14 protein-coding genes and 1 pseudogene are annotated in these 16,073 nt (G+C 72.5%); 5 read left to right on the forward strand and 10 right to left on the reverse strand.

Translation table 11 applies throughout. The features are described 5' to 3' along the window. Positions 1-89 precede the first annotated feature (89 nt). Positions 90-356 carry a DUF3099 domain-containing protein gene (locus AB0316_RS09310; protein ID WP_366272468.1) on the forward strand — a complete coding sequence of 89 codons (267 nt, stop codon included), beginning with the start codon at positions 90-92 and terminating at the stop codon, positions 354-356. Then, positions 353-601: a hypothetical protein gene (locus tag AB0316_RS09315; RefSeq protein WP_366272470.1), complete on the forward strand. Its 249-nt coding sequence runs from the start codon at positions 353-355 to the stop codon at positions 599-601. Before AB0316_RS09310 ends, AB0316_RS09315 begins: the two co-directional genes overlap by 4 nt. A 22-nt stretch (positions 602-623) precedes the next feature. Here AB0316_RS09315 and AB0316_RS09320 read toward each other — a convergent pair whose 3' ends face one another. After that, positions 624-2,096: a carboxylesterase family protein gene (locus AB0316_RS09320; protein WP_366272472.1), complete on the reverse strand. Its 1,473-nt coding sequence runs from the start codon at positions 2,094-2,096 to the stop codon at positions 624-626. A gap of 58 nt (positions 2,097-2,154) precedes the next feature. After that, a complete protein-coding gene (moaA, locus tag AB0316_RS09325; protein ID WP_366272474.1) occupies positions 2,155-3,177 on the reverse strand; it encodes a GTP 3',8-cyclase MoaA in 1,023 nt (340 codons plus the stop codon). A gap of 33 nt (positions 3,178-3,210) precedes the next feature. Between moaA and AB0316_RS09330 the strand changes: the two genes are divergently transcribed. After that, positions 3,211-4,011, forward strand: coding sequence for an SURF1 family protein (locus tag AB0316_RS09330; RefSeq protein WP_366272476.1), 801 nt, complete (start codon positions 3,211-3,213; stop codon positions 4,009-4,011). A gap of 6 nt (positions 4,012-4,017) precedes the next feature. On the opposite strand, the gene AB0316_RS09335 is transcribed toward AB0316_RS09330, so the two are convergent. The 6 genes from AB0316_RS09335 to AB0316_RS09360 all read right to left on the reverse strand — a co-directional run bounded on the left by AB0316_RS09335 (position 4,018) and on the right by AB0316_RS09360 (position 10,955). Beyond that, positions 4,018-5,937, reverse strand: a complete 1,920-nt coding sequence (locus tag AB0316_RS09335; RefSeq protein WP_366272839.1) for an ABC transporter ATP-binding protein — start codon at positions 5,935-5,937, stop codon at positions 4,018-4,020. A gap of 108 nt (positions 5,938-6,045) precedes the next feature. Then, positions 6,046-6,819 (reverse strand): enoyl-CoA hydratase/isomerase family protein, encoded by a 774-nt coding sequence (locus AB0316_RS09340; protein WP_366272478.1) that lies wholly within the window; start codon positions 6,817-6,819, stop codon positions 6,046-6,048. A 38-nt stretch (positions 6,820-6,857) separates the two neighbouring features. Beyond that, complete coding sequence (locus tag AB0316_RS09345; RefSeq protein ID WP_366272480.1) at positions 6,858-7,058, reverse strand: hypothetical protein; 201 nt, start codon at positions 7,056-7,058, stop codon at positions 6,858-6,860. Between the two features lie 87 nt (positions 7,059-7,145). Next, positions 7,146-7,859: a hypothetical protein gene (locus tag AB0316_RS09350; protein ID WP_366272482.1), complete on the reverse strand. Its 714-nt coding sequence runs from the start codon at positions 7,857-7,859 to the stop codon at positions 7,146-7,148. A gap of 35 nt (positions 7,860-7,894) precedes the next feature. Then, a complete protein-coding gene (locus tag AB0316_RS09355; protein WP_366272484.1) occupies positions 7,895-9,493 on the reverse strand; it encodes an ABC-F family ATP-binding cassette domain-containing protein in 1,599 nt (532 codons plus the stop codon). Between the two features lie 346 nt (positions 9,494-9,839). Beyond that, a complete protein-coding gene (locus AB0316_RS09360) occupies positions 9,840-10,955 on the reverse strand; it encodes a MerR family DNA-binding transcriptional regulator (protein WP_366272486.1) in 1,116 nt (371 codons plus the stop codon). Positions 10,956-11,087: 132 nt separating this feature from the next. Between AB0316_RS09360 and AB0316_RS09365 the strand changes: the two genes are divergently transcribed. Further along, a complete protein-coding gene (locus AB0316_RS09365; protein WP_366272488.1) occupies positions 11,088-12,206 on the forward strand; it encodes a peptidoglycan bridge formation glycyltransferase FemA/FemB family protein in 1,119 nt (372 codons plus the stop codon). Positions 12,207-12,212: 6 nt separating this feature from the next. After that, positions 12,213-13,229: an alanine racemase gene (locus tag AB0316_RS09370; RefSeq protein ID WP_366272490.1), complete on the forward strand. Its 1,017-nt coding sequence runs from the start codon at positions 12,213-12,215 to the stop codon at positions 13,227-13,229. 33 nt (positions 13,230-13,262) lie between these two features. On the opposite strand, the pseudogene AB0316_RS09375 reads toward AB0316_RS09370, so the two are convergent. Next, a pseudogene (locus tag AB0316_RS09375) lies at positions 13,263-14,484 on the reverse strand (amidohydrolase). Between the two features lie 141 nt (positions 14,485-14,625). After that, on the reverse strand, positions 14,626-15,660 hold the full coding sequence (locus AB0316_RS09380; protein WP_366272492.1) for a LuxR C-terminal-related transcriptional regulator: 1,035 nt from the start codon (positions 15,658-15,660) through the stop codon (positions 14,626-14,628). Between the last annotated feature and the right edge of the window lie 413 nt (positions 15,661-16,073).

A 16,073-nucleotide genomic window follows, 5' to 3' on the forward strand; every position in this document is an offset into this window, starting at 1 on the left:
TAACGGACTACCGAAGGGTAGACAGCCACCGCGGCTCGCGGCGCGAACAGGCTTATGGTGGAAGGGTGCCAAGAGCCAAGAAGGAACCCGTGGTGTACTCCGTCACCTCGGCGCCGACGTCCTCGACGGACGACCAGGACAAGCGCGTCAAGCGCTACCTGACGATGATGGGCATCCGCATCGCCTGCTTCGGTCTCGTCTTCGTCACGTCGGGCTGGCTGCGCTGGGCTGCCGTCCTCGCGGCCGTGTTCATCCCGTACATCGCGGTCGTCATCGCGAACGCCGTCGCTCCCCGACAGCCGGGCAGCATCCAGGCGGTCACCCCGCAGGACGACTACCACCGCATCGGCCGGTGAGCGTCCCCGAGACCGTGCCGACCCTCCCCGAGGTCGGCGGTGACCACGTGTGCAGCGCCAAGGGCTGTCGCCAGGGCGCCCGTCACGCCGTCGTGTGGAACAACCCGAAGCTGCACGCCACGGACCGCCGCAAGGTGTGGCTGGCGTGCGACGAGCACCGGCGGCCCCTGTCGGACTTCGTCGCCCTGCGGGGCTTCCTCATCGAGGTCGTTCCCGTGGAGCAGCTGACCGACGCTGACGGCTGAACCGCCGGCGCCGGGCGAGCGCTCAGCCCCAGACGGCGAGCTCGTCGGCCCGCGGACCCTCGAGGACCTGCGACGGCACGTCGAAGACCATGACGGACTGGCGCTCCGGCGTCCACGTCGGCCAGCCGGCGTCGCCGCCTCGCGCGAAGGCCACCCACGCCCGGTGCATCTCGTCGGCCAGCTGTTGCGGGGCGCCCTCGCCCGCCATCAGCGCCCCGTTCTCGAGGGTGTCGAAGACGAACGCGAGCTCGAGTGCGTGGCACGCGCCGAGTTCGGCGACCTTGGTCTCCCAGTCGAGCTCGTAGACCTGCACTACCCCGCCTGCCGCATGGTGCCCGGCGGCCAGGCGGGTCGTGGGCACCCGGAAGGCGGCATCGGTGAGCAGTGCGCAGACGAGGTCTCCGGGGGACGCGTCCGGGCGGTTGCCCGCATACGTCCCGACAGCCCCGTCCGGCCAGCCGTAGCGGGCCGCCAGGACCGGCAGCGCCTGCTCGGTCACGCCACCGGCGATGCCGGTGGGCACGAGGAAGAGGCGGAACTCGTCCCGGGTCGTGCCGATGAGCAGCGGTATGCCGGCCGCGGCACCCTGGGCGATGCGCTCCTCGGGCACTCCCGGGACGATGTCGCCGTCCACGACGGGGAACAGGCTCATGATCCCCAGGCCGCCGGCGAGGACAGAGGCCCCCCAGCGCGCCGGGTCGGGGTCGGCCTGGATGGCCAGCCCGATCGCGGTCTGCGCGGCGACGACCACCTCGGGGTCGAGCGCGCTGAAGGCCTCGGCGGTCGCGGGTACGCCGAGGTGTGCGGCGATCTCGCCGCTGACCTTCCGGGCGTCCTCGAGGGAGCAGACGGCCGCCCCGTTGCCGCTCTGGATGGCAGCCCGGCGGAAGAGGCCCTCGGCCGCGGGTGAAGCCATCAGCATCGCCACGCTCATCCCGCCCGCGGACTCGCCGAACACGGTCACGTCGTCGGGGTTGCCGCCGAACGCGGCGATGTTGTCGCGCACCCACTCCAGCGCCGCGACCTGGTCGCGCAGGCCGAGGTTGGTCGGCGCCCCGTCGAGCACTGCGAAGCCCGGAACGCCGAGTCGGTAGTTGATGCCGACGAGGACGACGCCGTCGCGCGAGAACGCACTCCCGTCGTAGGTCGAGACCGAGCTGGCCCCGCGCACGAACGCCCCGCCGTGGATCCACACCATGACGGGCAGCGCCTCGGCGCCCTCGGGTGCCCACACGCTGACGCTGAGGTAGTCGTCGCCGGGGTCGACCGAGCTGGGCAGCACGGTGTCCATCGGGGTGGGGTACGCCGACTGCGCGGCTGTGGGACCGTGCTGGGTCGCCGGGCGCTCGCCCTCCCACGGCACGACCGGCTGGGGCGCGCGGTAGCGGTGGGCGCCGACCGCGGGCGCGGCGTACGGGATCCCGAGGTACGCGTTCACCCCGTCCCGGCTCGATCCGCGGACAAGGCCACCAGACACACGCACGACAGGGTCCATGACCCCATCAGAACATCCGGATGGCCGCGGAACCCGTAGGGCCGGGCCGCGTCTACTGTCAGCCGCCGATGGCGGACATCGGCCGGTCGGGCTGGACGAAGTCGGGGTCGCCGATGCCGTGGCCGCGCCGCTTGCGCCACATCTCGCCGCGCATGAGGGCCAGCAGCTCGTCGTCGGTCGCGCCCTCGCGCAGCGGGCCGCGCAGGTCGGTCTCGGTGGTCGAGAAGAGGCAGTTGCGCACCTGGCCGTCGGCGGTCAGGCGGGTGCGGTCGCAGGCGGCGCAGAACGGCGCGCTGACGCTCGCGATGATGCCGACGGTCTCGGGCCCGCCGTCGACGAGGAAGCGCTCGGCCGGCGCGCTGCCGCGGTCGGCCGCGGGCAGCGGGGTCAGCTCCCAGCGCCGGGACAGGCGCTCACGGATCTCGTCGGCGGTGATCATGTCGCTGCGGTCCCATGCGTGCTGCGCGTCGAGCGGCATCTGCTCGATGAACCGCAGCTCGTAGCCACGCTCGAGGCACCAGGCGAGCACGTCGGCGACCGACTCGTCGTTGATGCCGCGCATGGCGACGGCGTTGACCTTGACCGGGGTGAGACCGGCGTCGGCCGCGGCCTTGAGCCCGGCCTCGACGTCGGCGAGCCGGTCACGGCGGGTCAGCCGGGTGAAGGTCTGGGAGTCGATCGTGTCGAGGCTGACATTGACGCGGTCGAGACCGGCGTCCTTGAGCCGGTGCGCGACGCGCTCCAGGCCGACGCCGTTGGTCGTCATCGCGATCTTCGGGCGCGGCTCGAGGGCGGCGATGCCGGCGACCAGGTCGACGAGCGAGCGGCGCAGCAGCGGCTCACCACCGGTGAGGCGCACCTGCGTGATGCCGTCGCGGACGAAGAGGCCGATGATGCGCAGCATCTCCTCGTCGGTCAGCATCTCGGCGCGAGGCATCCACGGCAGGCCCTCCGCGGGCATGCAGTAGGTGCAGCGCAGGTTGCAGCGGTCGGTGACGGACACGCGCAGGTCGCGGGCTACCCGACCGAACTGGTCGGCCAGGCCGGCTGGTCGCACGCTCGGGTCGGGAAGGCGGGTCATGGGCTCCACTCTAGGCCGGGGTACCGTCAATGGGTGCTTCGACTGTGGCTGACCCGGCGCTGGCTGCTCGCCACCCTGGCTGCCGTGGTGTTCGGTGTCGCGTGCTACTACCTCGGTCTGTGGCAGTGGCACCGCCACGTGGAGCAGCGCACCAAGGTCGATGCCATCGCGACCAACTACGGCGCGGCGCCCGTGCCGTTCTCCCCCGCGCTGGTGGAGCGTCCGCTCACTCCCGAGCGCCAGTGGACGCACGTCACCCTGACTGGCACGTATGCCGCGAACAGCGACCTGATGGTCCGCAACCGGACGCTGAACTCGACGGTGGGCTTCGAGGTGCTGACGCCGCTGCAGACGGACGGGCTGACCGTCCTCGTCGACCGGGGCTGGGTGGCCAACGGGGCGAACGCCGAGACCGTCCCGCCGGTGGACCCTCCGCCTGCCGGGGCCGTCGCGGTGACCGGCTGGCTGCGCACCGGCGAGGTGAGCCTCGGACGCGACGTGCCGCGACCGCAGCTGGTCAGCATCAACATCGCCGACGCCCGCGCCCAGGTGCCTTCGCTCAGCAACGTGGACGCGTATGTCGTGCTGGGCAGCCAGCGACCGTCATCGGCCTCGGCAGGCCATCCGCTCCAGCCGCTGCCGAAGCCCGAGGAGGACCTCGGACCGCACCAGGCCTACGCTTACCAGTGGTGGCTGTTCATGCCCGGCGGGCTCGCGTTCATCTTCTTCGCGATCCGACGGCAGGCCGCGGCGGTGCGAGAGACCGAGGGCGGCCCGTATGCCGCGCCCCCCAAGCCGAAGAAGGTGCGGATCTGGGACGAGGAGGACGCCTGAGCCCGCTCAGACGTGGTCGAGCTCGGTGAGGTCGACGTCGCCGGAGCCCTCGGCCGCGATCCCGAGCTCGGCGACCTGCTCGTTGAACTGCGTCGCGTGGAGCACGGAGTAGAGGCCGCCGGCGGCGAGCAGCTCGGCGTGCCGGCCCGTCTCGACGACGCGCCCGTGGTCGAGGACGACGATGAGGTCGGCCTGCCGGATCGTGGAGAGCCGGTGGGCGATGACGATCGACGTGCGTCCCTCCAGGGCCGCGTCGAGGGCTCGCTGGACGGCGACCTCGGACTCGGAGTCGAGGTGGGCGGTGGCCTCGTCGAGCACGACGACGTCGGGCGCCTTGAGGAGCAGGCGGGCGATGGCCAGGCGCTGCTTCTCGCCGCCGCTGAGACGGTGCCCGCGGTCGCCGACCACGGTCTCGAGGCCCTGCGGCAGCTCCTCGACGAGCCGGCTGATCTGCGCCGCCTCGAGGGCCGCCTGGATCTGCTCGTCGGTGGCGTCGGGCCGGGCGTAGAGCAGGTTGGCGCGGATGGTGTCGTGGAAGAGGTGGGCCTCCTGGGTGACCACGCCGACGCGGTCGCGGAGGGAGGTCAGGGTGGCCTCGCGCAGGTCGGTGCCCCCGATGCGGACGGCGCCCTCGCTCGGGTCGTAGAGGCGTGAGACGAGGGAGGTCAGCGTGGTCTTGCCGGCCCCCGACGGGCCCACGAGCGCGACGAGGTGCCCCGCAGGCGCGTTCACGGTGATGTCGTGGAGCACGTCACCGCTGCCGCGGCGGTCGCCGGAGGCCACCGACTCGAGGGAGGCCAGCGACACCTCGTCGGCCGAGGGGTAGCGGAACGAGACGTGGTCGAGCTCGACTCCCAGCGGCCCGGCGGGCAGCGGGACGGCGGTCGGGCTCTCCTTGACCAGTGGCTCGAGGTCGAGCACCTCGAAGACGCGCTCGAAGGAGATCAGCGCGGTCATGACGTCGACGCGCACGTTGGACAGCGACGTGAGCGGTCCGTAGAGGCGGGCCAGCAGGGCCGCGAGGGCGAGCAGGGTGCCGACGGACAGCGTGCCGTTGACCGCCATGACACCGCCGAAGCCGTAGATCATCGCGGTGGCGAGGGCGGCGACGAGGGTCAGGGCCGCCATGAAGATGGTGCGGTTGAGGGCGATCTGGATCCCGATGTCGCGGACGCGGCCGGCGCGCTCGGCGTACTCGGCCTCCTCGCGCGACGGCGTGCCGAAGAGCTTCACGAGCAGGGCGCCCGCGACGTTGAACCGCTCGGTCATCCGCGTGCCCATGTCGGCGTTGAGGGTCATCTGCCGGTGCGCGAGCGCCGCCAGGCGCCGCCCCATCAGCTTGGCCGGGATCACGAAGAGCGGCACGAGCAGCAGCGAGCCCAGGGTCAGCTGCCACGACAGGGCCACCATGGCACCGACGACGAGGACGACCGAGACGAGGTTGGAGACGACGTTGGACAGGACCGAGGTGAACGCCTGCTGGGCACCGACGACGTCGTTGTTGAGGCGGGAGACGAGCGAGCCGGTCTGGGCCCGGGTGAAGAACGCGATGGGCTGGCGCAGCACGTGCGCGAAGACCTGGGTGCGGAGGTCGTTGATGAGGCCCTCACCGATGCGCGAGGAGTACCACCGGGAGACCACGGTGAGCAGCGCGTCGGCCACGGCGATCGCGGCGACGAGGAGGGAGAGGCGCACGACGACCGAGGAGTCCTTGGGGATCACGCCGTCGTCGACGATGTTCTTGAGCAGCAGCGGCACGGCGACGACCATGACGGAGTCGAGCACCGTCACGACCAGGAAGGTGATGATCGCTGCGCGGTAGGGCGTGGCGTACGTCAGCACCCGGCGCCGGGTGCCCGGTGAGAGGGTTCGTTCGGCGACCGACGAGTCACGCGACATCGATCGCATCGCCATCCACGGCTGCATGCCCACTGCAAGACCTCCTGTGTTCCCTCCATCCAACCGCGCAGCACCGACACCGATTCCCGCGGCCCGGCAGTCCGCCCCCGGACGGGCCTTCCCGGCTCACCAGCCTCAGGCCGGGCGACCGCCCAGCATGCCCTGCAGGAGGGTCGCCTGCGCGGCACGCTCGCGGGACAGCTGGGCGTCCCGGTCCCCGCCCATCGCGCCGCGCAGCAGCGGCTTGAGCGCCCGCAGTGCGGTCTCGGGTGCCGCGAGCAGCGCGTCGACGAGCGAGCGCGTCGCCTCCTCCAGGTCGGCGGCCGGCGCCAGCGAGCCGACGAGACCGATGGCGTGGGCCTCCGGCGCCGACACCCTGCGCCCGGTGGCGCAGATCTCCAGGGCCCGGGAGTAGCCGACGAGGTGCACGAGCGGCCCGGTGCCACCGAGGTCGGGCACGAGGCCCAGGCTCGTCTCGCGCATCGCGAACCACGCGTCGAGCGCCGCGACCCTCAGGTCGGCGGCGAGCGCGAGCTGGAAGCCGGCACCGATGGCGTAGCCGTGCACCTGGGCCACGACGACGGCCGGGCACTCGGCCCACGCGGTGAAGCCCTGCTGGTATGCCGCGATGCCCCGTTGGAGGGCCTCCGTGCCGCCTGCCGCCAGCTGGGTCACGCTCTTCTCGCCCGGCACTCCCTCGGGGCTGAACATGGCCGTGTCGATGCCGGCCGAGAACGCCTCGCCGGCCCCGCGCAGGACGACCACGCGTACGTCCTCGGGGAGCGAGCGGGCCTCGTCGGCGAGCGCCGCCCACAGCGACGGGGTCTGCGCGTTGCGCTTGTCCGGGCGGTCGAGGGTCAGGGTGCGGACGGGGCCGTCGGTCTCCACCCGGAGGTGCGGATGCGTCATGGGCGCAGGCTACCCGCGGGTCGGACGCCCGCCGCCGATCAGGCGGCGGGGGCGACGGCGGCGACCGAAGCCGGAGGCACGGCCCGCAGCACGCCCCAACCACTCACCGACGCCGGCTGCGCCACCTCGACCCGGAAGACCCGAGCGCAGTCCAGGCACGACCAGGCGGCGGTCGGGTCGGGAAAGGGCGTCAGGTTCTCGCCCGAGCAGAACGGGCACGCGAGGTGGAGGCTCGGCATGGCACCACTGTGACCGTGAGCCGGCCATGCGGTCAATAACTGTCCATTATGCGATCCAGCACTGCAGATTATGGACAGTGGAGGACCTCACTGGGGTAGCGCCCCGATGGCGCGGGCCACCACGAGCAGCGACGTCAGCAGCGCCGCCGTCGCTTCCAGGCCCATGAGCGCCTTCGCACGCGGGGTCAGCGGCATGGTGTCCGTCGGGCTGAAGGCACTCGAGTTCGTGAGGGACGTGTAGAGGTAGTCGACGAACGCCGGGCGCCAGTTGCTGCGCTCGCTGGATGTGGCCGCGACCTCGGTGACGGCGTCCTGGTTCTCGTCCTGCGAGAACCGCCAGTCCGCCGGCGGCATCCGGTCGCGGGCCAGCGTGTGCCGGGCGACGGGCCCTCCCCGGTCCAGTTCCCAGAACAACAGGGCGAAGCCGATGACGTTGGTCAGCCACACCTGCATGCCGGCCAGCAGCAGCGGCATGCCGCGGGCGTCCTTCGAGGTGAGCGTCTGCACCAGCATCGCGAGGGCGACCATGTTGGTGGCGATGACGAGACAGGCCAGCGCGATGGACGTGACCCGCGACCAGCGGGTCTGCCGGACCATCCGGTGAGGATTGCTGAGGAGCAGCGCCCCCAGCAGGACCAGCTCGACGAGGGGGATGGCGAGGCGCGGGCCGAGGAGCAGGCGCTCGGGGAGCACGGCATACGCCAGGACCGCCACGACGACGGCGAGCGCAGGCCACAGCCGCTGCTCCCCCGCGCTGGAGCGCGTCTCGTGCCGTCGCCGCCTGGGCCTGCTAGCTGCCATGGCGCAAAAATAGCGGCGCCGGCTGACCGAGAGGCTCAGGCGAGCGAGATGAGGTCCTTGTAGTCGGGCCCCCACAGGTCCTCGACGCCGTCGGGCAGCAGCAGGATGCGCTCGGGCTCGAGGGCGTCGACCGCTCCCTCGTCGTGGGTGACGAGCACCACGGCGCCCTCGTACGTCTTGAGCGCGCCGAGGATCTCCTCGCGCGAGGCCGGGTCGAGGTTGTTCGTCGGCTCGTCGAGGAGCAGCACGTTGGCCGAGCTGACGACGAGCATCGCGAGCGACAGCCGCGTCTTCTCGCCGCCGGAGAGCACACCGGCGGGCTTCTGCACGTCGTCGCCGGAGAAGAGGAACGAGCCGAGCACCTTGCGCACGTCGGTCTCACCGAGGTCGGGCGCGGCCGACTTCATGTTCTCGAGGACGGTCCGGTCGACGTCGAGGTTCTCGTGCTCCTGCGCGTAGTAGCCGAGGCGCAGCCCGTGCCCCGGCTCGACCTCGCCCGTGTCAGGCGTGTCGACGCCGGCGAGCATCCGCAGCAGCGTCGTCTTGCCGGCACCGTTGAGACCGAGGACGACGACGCGGCTGCCCCGGTCGATCGCGAGGTCGACGTCGGTGAACACCTCGAGCGAGCCGTACGAGCGTGACAGGCCGGAGGCGCGCAGCGGCGTCTTGCCGCATGCTGCCGGCTTGGGGAAGCGCAGCTTGGCCACCTTGTCCTGCACGCGCTCGCCCTCGACGCCGGCGAGGAGGCGCTCGGCGCGCTTGGCCATGTTCTGGGCGGCCGTCGCCTTGGTGGCCTTCGCCCGCATCTTGTCGGCCTGGGCCAGCAGCGCGCTCGCCTTCTTCTGGGCGTTCTGCAGCTCGCGGCGGCGGCGCTTCTCGTCGGTCTCGCGCGACTGGAGGTAGGTCTTCCAGTTGACGTTGTAGATGTCGAGCGCCGCCCGGTTGGCGTCCAGGTGGTAGACCTTGTTGACCACCGCGTCGAGCATCTCGGCGTCGTGGCTGATGATGATGAGGCCGCCCTTGTAGGCGCGGAGGTACTCGCGGAGCCAGACGATCGAGTCGGCGTCGAGGTGGTTGGTCGGCTCGTCGAGCAGCAGGGTCTCGTTGCCGGAGAAGAGGATCCGCGACAGCTCGACCCGGCGACGCTGACCGCCCGAGAGCGTGCCCAGCGGTTGGCCGAGGATGCGCTCGTCGAGGCCGAGCGCGCTCGCGATCGAGGCAGCCTCGGACTCGGCGGCGTAGCCGCCCTGGGCCTCGAACTCGGCCTCCAGGCGCGTGTACTTGCGCATCGCCTTCTCGCGCGTCTTCTCGTCGTCGCTGCCCATCCGGGTCTCGGCGGCGGCGCGGTCGCGCACGATGGTGTCGAGCCCGCGCGCCGACAGGATGCGGTCGCGGGCCAGGATCTCGAGGTCACCGGTGCGCGGGTCCTGCGGGAGGTAGCCGACGGCGCCGGTGCGGGTCACGGTGCCGGCCGCGGGCTGCCCTTCCCCGGCGAGCACCTTCGTCAGGGTGGTCTTGCCGGCGCCGTTGCGCCCGACGAGGCCGATCCGATCGCCGGAGTCGATGCGGAAGCTGGCGTCCTCGACGAGCAGGCGCGCACCCGCACGCAGCTCGATCCCGGTGGCGACGATCACGGCATTCCTCCTATCGGTGCCGCACTACGTCAGCGGCCGGACAACCCCACCAGTCTAGGAGCCGTGGAGGGGTGCTCTCGACGCGTTATGCGGGCGGAGGCCTCGTGGCAGGTGTCGCAGTCGCACGTGCGGGAGGCATGCATCGTGCCCGCGTTGCGCCGGGTGCCCGGCTGCCACAGGGGCTCGAGTACGCCGTGTGGCGAGGTGCGGGTGGGTAGCAGCGTGGGCTCCGGGTCGGGATCGGAGGTCCCGGCACGGCAGCACCGGCAAGGGGTGTAGCCGCCGTTGCCGCCCTCGTGCCAAGCGTGCTGGTGCGCACACGTGCGGCAGAGGTGGACGAGCACGCTCACGCGTGCGGCCCATCCGGCCCGTCCGGCGCGACCGGCATCAGGACCGAGAAGCCGGCGCCGTCCCCACGGATGGCCAGCGGGCGGCGGGGACCGTCCACCTCGAGCCGGGGACGCGGCCCGGCCACCGCGAGCGCCTCGCGCAGGAACTGCGGGTCCACGAAGACGTCCGCTGCCGACGCCCCCGCACCACTCGCGGCCAGCGACACCGTGCCCTGACGCACGACCAGGCCGACGGACCCCACCTCCACGGGTAACCGCGAGAGCAGGTCGGCGGCGTCGGCGGCACCCGCCGCACCGGCGCGCGGGGCCGGGTCGACGACGGGACAGTAGTCGGGGAACGTGCCCGGCACGACGGCGGTCGCCAGCAGCTCCCCGGCGACGCTCGCCCCCACCTGCCCCTCGCCGACCTCGAGGGCCACCTCCGCCTCAGCCGCGACGGCGGCACAGGCCTGCGCGACCTGGTCGGCCCAGGCGGCCGGGACCACCGCTGCGACCGGAACAGCAGGACCGACGACCGGGCGGCGCACTGGGATCCCTGCAAGGGCCATGCGGTAGCGGTCCGTGGCGACGCAGCGCAGCTCCGAGCCGGTCACCTCGAGCAGGATTCCGGTGAGCACCTGCAGGTCCGATCCGTCCGGGGCTCCCGCGACGGGCGTCCCCGGCGCCACGGCGAACCGGACCGAGGCCAGGGCCTCCAGGAGGTCGCCGGCCCGCACGGTGACGCGGCAGCGGGCGTCGTGACCGTCGGCGTCCTCGGCGAGGAGTGCGAGGGTGCGCCGGATCTCCGCGCGGGCGTCGGCCAGCCCGTCGACGAGCCGCTGCTCGTGCGCCGCGACGACATCAGCGGCGACACCCGACGCGCCCCGCCCGTCCTCGTCCAGCACGAGCGCGACCTCGGCGAGCGGCATACCGACGCGGCGCAGGGACGCGAGCAGACGGGCGGCACGGACCTGCCCGACGGCATACCTGCGGTAGCCGGTCAGCGGGTCGACGTCGTCGGGCACGAGCACGCCCTCGCGGTCGTAGAAGCGCAGCGCGCTGGCGCTCAGGCCACTCGCCCGCGCCAGCTCACCGATGCTGAGCGGGCGGTCGGGCCGGTTCGTGGGGAGCATGGGCGTCAGCGTGGCCCCTCGACCGGGTCGAAGGTCAAGCGAGCCGCGCGGTTCTGGGACTCCCCGGCCGTATGCCGCATGGCGGGCGAGGCGTGGCAGGTCGACGTGCGCGCTCGGGTAGCGTGATCCAGCGTGACCGCGCCCATCTCCGTCCGAGACATCTCCGCCGCCGAGCACCTCGCGTGGCTGCGGACCCAGCCGTCGGCGAGCTTCCTCCAGACGCCGGCCTGGGCCGAGGTCAAGCCGGAGTGGCGCGCCGAGTCGGTGGGCTGGTTCGAGGGCGAGCAGATGGTCGGCGCGGCGCTCGTGCTGCACCGCTCGCTCCCCCGCCTGCACCGTTCGCTGGCCTACGTGCCCGAAGGCCCGTGCATCGACTGGTCCTCGCCGCGCCTCGTCGAGCTGCTGCGAGCGCTGCGCGACCACCTCAAGGCCAAGGGCGCGTTCGCGCTGCGGCTCGGCCCGCCCGTGGCGACGCACCGCTGGCACACGGCCACGATCAAGGACGCCATCGCCGACCCGGCGATCGACCGCTACGACCAGGCGACCCCCGACGTCGTTGAGCCTGTGGGCACGGCGGTCGTCGCCGAGCTGCAGCGCCTCGGCTTCCGCCACCTCAGCCCGGAGGACGGCTTCGCGGCGGGCCAGCCGGAGTACGTCTTCCAGGTCCCCCTGGCCGGCCGCACCGAGGCCGACGTGCTCGCCGGGATGAACCAGCTCTGGCGGCGCAACATCAAGAAGACAGCGAAGAACGGCGTGGTCGTGCGTGTCGGCGACGACTCGGACCTGCCCGCCTTCCACCGCACGTACGTCGAGACCGCCGAGCGCGACCGCTTCACACCGCGCGGGCTCGAGTACTTCCAACGCATGTATGCCGCCCTGTCGACCGAGGACGCCGACCGGATCCGCGTCTACCTTGCCGAGCACGAGGGCGACGTGCTGGCTGCCACGATCTTCATCCGGGTCGGCGAGCACGCGTGGTACTCCTACGGCGCCTCGACGTCGGCCAAGCGCGAGCTGCAGGGCTCGACGGCCATCCAGTGGCGGATGATGCAGGACTCGATCGCGGCCGGCGCGACCGTCTACGACCTGCGCGGCATCACGAACACGGTCGACGCGGACAACCCCCACATCGGGCTCATCCGCTTCAAGGTCGGCACCGGCGGCGAGGCCGTGCGGCTCGCCGGCGAGTGGGATCTGCCGCTGAACCCCTTGCTGTACAAGGCTTTCGATCTCTACATGAAGCGGCGGTGAGCTCTCGTGTCCTTCGTCCTGCACGTCGACGGTGAGCGCTGGAGGGCCGGCCACGACCGGTTCGTGGCCGAGCACCCGGGCGTGGTCCCGGTCGTCAAGGGCAACGGCTACGGCTTCGGGCGCGACCTGCTCTGCGCCGAGGCGGCGCGCCTGCAGGTCCCCATGATCGCGGTCGGCGCCTACACCGAGGTGCCCGAGGCCCTCGCGGCCTTCGGTGGCGACGTGCTCGTCATGGAGCCCTACCGGGCTGCGATCCACGCCGACCTGCCCGACCTCGGCAACCGCCGGGTCGTCCACACCGTCACGACGCGCGGCGATCTCGAGAGCCTGCGAGGCCTCGCGGCCGACTCCAAGCTCGTTGTCGAGGGGCTGACGTCGATGAACCGCTACGGGGCCGAAATGACGGACGTGGCGCAGCTGGCCGGCGACGCCGACGCGCTCGGCGTGACCCTGCACCTTCCGCTCGGCACCGGGCACGTCGAGGAGATCACCCGGTTCATCGCGGCCGTGCCCGGCGAGCGGACGTGGTTCCTCTCGCACGTCTCGGCCGCCGAGCTGGGCACCCTGGCCGGCCGTTTCCCCGAGCACGAGTTCCGTCCGCGCATCGGCACCGCCCTCTGGTATGCCGACAAGGACTCCTACGAGGTGCGCGCGCACGTCCTCGACGTCCGGCCGGTCCCCAAGGGAACCCGCGTCGGCTACCGGCAGCGGGAGGTTCCCGCCGGACACCTCGTCGTCGTCAGCGGCGGCACCTCGCACGGCGTCGCCATGGAGAGCCCCTCGTCGGCCGCCACCCCACGCGCCCGCGCGATCGCCGTCGCCGAAGGCGTGCTGGAGGCGGTGCACCGCGTGCGCTCCCCCTTCACCGTGTCCGGGACGATGCCCCGCTTCGCCGAGCCACCACACATGCAGTGCAGCATCCTGTCGCTGCCGGCCGGCGTGACTCCCCCGCGGATCGGCGACGAGGTGCCGGTCCGGATGCGCCTGACGACGACGACGCCCGACGCCGTCGTCGTCTCCTGACCCGTCTCCGAACCTCTCTCCTGACCCGACGGCCTAGGCGCTCGCGATCCACGTGCCGGCCGCGGCGACCAGTGCCCCGATCCCGATACCCAGAGTGGGGTCGATGACCGGCGCGTAGAGCGGCGAGTGGTTGGAGGGCACCTGGTCCATGGCGGCCCGGACCCCCTCGAGGTCCTGCGCGTCGGCGAAGACGGCGGGATCAGCGCCACCGAGCAGCCAGAAGACGCAGGACGCCCCGGCTGCGCTCGCGAGCAGCCCGACGTCCTCGCTGCCCGTCACGGGTCCCGGGTCGACCACGCGTCCCGGCCCGACGACCGACTCCAGGGCCGGCTTCGTGCGCTCGGCGGCGGGGACGTCGTTGACCACGGCGGGAGCCTGCTCGAGCGCCTCGACGAGTGGCGACCGGGCCCCGCGACCGCCGCCTCACCCTCGACGATGCGGGTGATGGCGGCCAGCACCCGCTCGCGCACCCGGACGTCGTAGGTGCGCACGTTGAGCAGCAGGACGGCCTCGTCCGGGATGATGTTGGCCTTGGTGCCGGCCTGCACCGAGCCCACCGTGAGCACTGGGGTGTCCGTGCCGGCCACCTCCCGGGACACGACTGTCTGCAGCCGCAGCACGGTGGCGGCCGCGAGCACGACGGGGTCGACAGTGGCTTCGGGACGGGAGCCGTGGCCACCACGGCCGTAGAGCGTCACGCGCAGGCTGTCGGATGCGGCGAAGGCGCTCCCGGGCCGCAGGCCGATCACGCCGGCAGGAATGGGGGCCACGTGCTGGCCGAGCACGACGTCGGGGCGCGGGCCCTGTCGTAGAGCCCGTCCTCGACCATGGCTGCCGCGCCCCGCGCGAGCTCCTCCGCCGGCTGCAGCACGGCGACCCGGGTGCCCGTCCACGAGTCGTCGGCCGCGAGCACCGCCACCGCCCCGAGCAGGCAGGAGACGTGCACGTCGTGACCGCAGGCGTGCATGACCGGGACGTCCCGACCGTCCGGGTCCACACCCCGCGCCGCACTCGCATACGGCAGCCCGGTGGCCTCGGCGACGGGAAGGCCGTCCATGTCGGCACGCAGCAGCACGACCGGCCCCTCGCCCCGGTGCAGGACGCCCGTGACGCCGGTGCCACCGACGCCCTCCGTCACCGCGAGGCCCTGCTCGCGCAGCCAGCCGGCGGCGATGCCGGCGGTGCGGTGCTCGGCGAAGGAGAGCTCCGGGTGCTGGTGGAGGTCACGGTAGAGGTCACGGACCCGGGGCAGCACGGCCTCGAGGGCTGTGGAGGTGATGAACGGAACATATCGACGCCGATGACGACCACCAAGCGTTCTGCACAGGGTCGGACCGGCGCCGCGGCGCACGCTGCCGAGCTCCGCACGAACGTGCTGCCTGGCGCGCGTCCGCCCTCACCGACGTTGCGAACCGCCGGCCTCGTAGCCCTCGTGGCCCTCGTGGTCCCCGTGGCCCCCGTAGCCCCTGACGAGCCAGCGCAGCTCGCTGCGGTGCGTGAGGCCCAACTTGGCCAGGACCGAGGCCATGTGGGTCTTCACCGTGGCTGTGGAGATGTCCAGCGCCTCGGCGATGCCTGCGTTGCCGGGATCGCCCTCGGGCCCGGTCACGAGCGCGACGACGGCACGCTCGCGTGGTGAGAGGCCCTCGAGGGGGTCGGCGGCATCGTGTCCGGGCCCGCCGTGCTCCGGTCGCATCCCGAGGCGGGTGACGATCGCCGCCTGCACCTCGAAGCACCGCCGGCCGAAGGACTCCAGGCGCTCGAGGACGCTGTCCGCGCACCCGCTCTCGGCCAGGACTCGCTGCAGGTCGTCGAGGTCCGCCGCCAGCTGGGTCAGCGCCGACGACGCCTGGTTGACGGCCATGAGGGTGCCGGCGCGGCCCGAGTCCTCGAGCTCGGGGTAGACCATGGCCAGGTTGAGCCGCCTGACTGGGCTCATCGCGAGGATCCGGTCCTGGACCAGGCCCGCGAGCCACGTCAACGCCGTGACGACCTCGTCGCCGAGGGAGTCGGGAGTGTCGGAGAGGGCGCCGATCAGGCCGACGACCCCGTCGTCGGTCGCCATCGGGACGACGACCGCATCGGCCGAGAGGTCCTCGTCCCCGAAGCGCATCCCCCTGTTGAGCAGGGCGCCCTGGTCGTCGGCGTAGCGATACGGCTTCCGGGACGCCAGGACCCACGCCACCAGGCCACTCGGGCCGTAGCTCATCGTGCCGGCCTCCACGTGGCGGCCGTTGCTGAAGACGTAGGGGTAGGAGATCTGGCGGTCGCGCACGCGCACGAGGGCGACGTAGAAGTCGTCCACCGGTGCGATCGACCCGACCGCGGCGCGGCAGGCGTCGTACACCGTGAACACGTCCGAACGGTCCGCCTCGTGGATGGCCTGGTCCGCGTGCCGCAGCGCACGCACGGCGGCGTCACTGAGCGGCATGCTGCTCCTTCCTCGACCTTCCTCGACCGGCGGTCACCACCTCGTCCCTACCCCAACCGGCCATCCTGCCAGCAGGACCCCACGGGCCCCGTGCGCGCTCGCTCGTCCCGAGGATGAGGGCGCGAATCATCCCCCGGCGGATTCCCGGTGGGGCACCCGCACCCCGAGACTGTCCGGGTCGAGCCAGCAGTGTCGAGGTGGTGCTGGGACCGGGCGAGCCGTCGGTGGCGGCCGAGCACGTGCGCGAGAGGGGGCGCGTGCTCAAACGCCCACACCCGCCACTGGTGCTCGCAGCCCCCGGTCCTCGGCTCACGTGGAGGGATGCCGAGGACCGGGGGCTTCTCCACGACCAACGGGTACGTCTGCCACACGGCTGCACGACGAGCCCGGTCGCCGCGCAATAAGGTGATCTC

Source organism: Terrabacter sp. NPDC080008, assembly GCF_040702505.1.
In the GTDB taxonomy this organism is placed as follows: Bacteria; Actinomycetota; Actinomycetes; order Actinomycetales; family Dermatophilaceae; genus Terrabacter.

What these genes read in the sequence shown, in the direction of transcription:
- AB0316_RS09335 (WP_366272839.1), bottom strand. Translation starts at nt 5,937, where the DNA reads ATGCAGCCGTGGATGGCGATGCGATCGATGTCGCGTGACTCGTCGGTC.
- AB0316_RS09320 (WP_366272472.1), bottom strand. Translation starts at nt 2,096, where the DNA reads ATGGACCCTGTCGTGCGTGTGTCTGGTGGCCTTGTCCGCGGATCGAGC.
- AB0316_RS09345 (WP_366272480.1), bottom strand. Translation starts at nt 7,058, where the DNA reads ATGCCGAGCCTCCACCTCGCGTGCCCGTTCTGCTCGGGCGAGAACCTG.
- AB0316_RS09350 (WP_366272482.1), bottom strand. Translation starts at nt 7,859, where the DNA reads ATGGCAGCTAGCAGGCCCAGGCGGCGACGGCACGAGACGCGCTCCAGC.
- moaA (WP_366272474.1), bottom strand. Translation starts at nt 3,177, where the DNA reads ATGACCCGCCTTCCCGACCCGAGCGTGCGACCAGCCGGCCTGGCCGAC.
- AB0316_RS09380 (WP_366272492.1), bottom strand. Translation starts at nt 15,660, where the DNA reads ATGCCGCTCAGTGACGCCGCCGTGCGTGCGCTGCGGCACGCGGACCAG.
- AB0316_RS09360 (WP_366272486.1), bottom strand. Translation starts at nt 10,955, where the DNA reads ATGCTCCCCACGAACCGGCCCGACCGCCCGCTCAGCATCGGTGAGCTG.
- AB0316_RS09340 (WP_366272478.1), bottom strand. Translation starts at nt 6,819, where the DNA reads ATGACGCATCCGCACCTCCGGGTGGAGACCGACGGCCCCGTCCGCACC.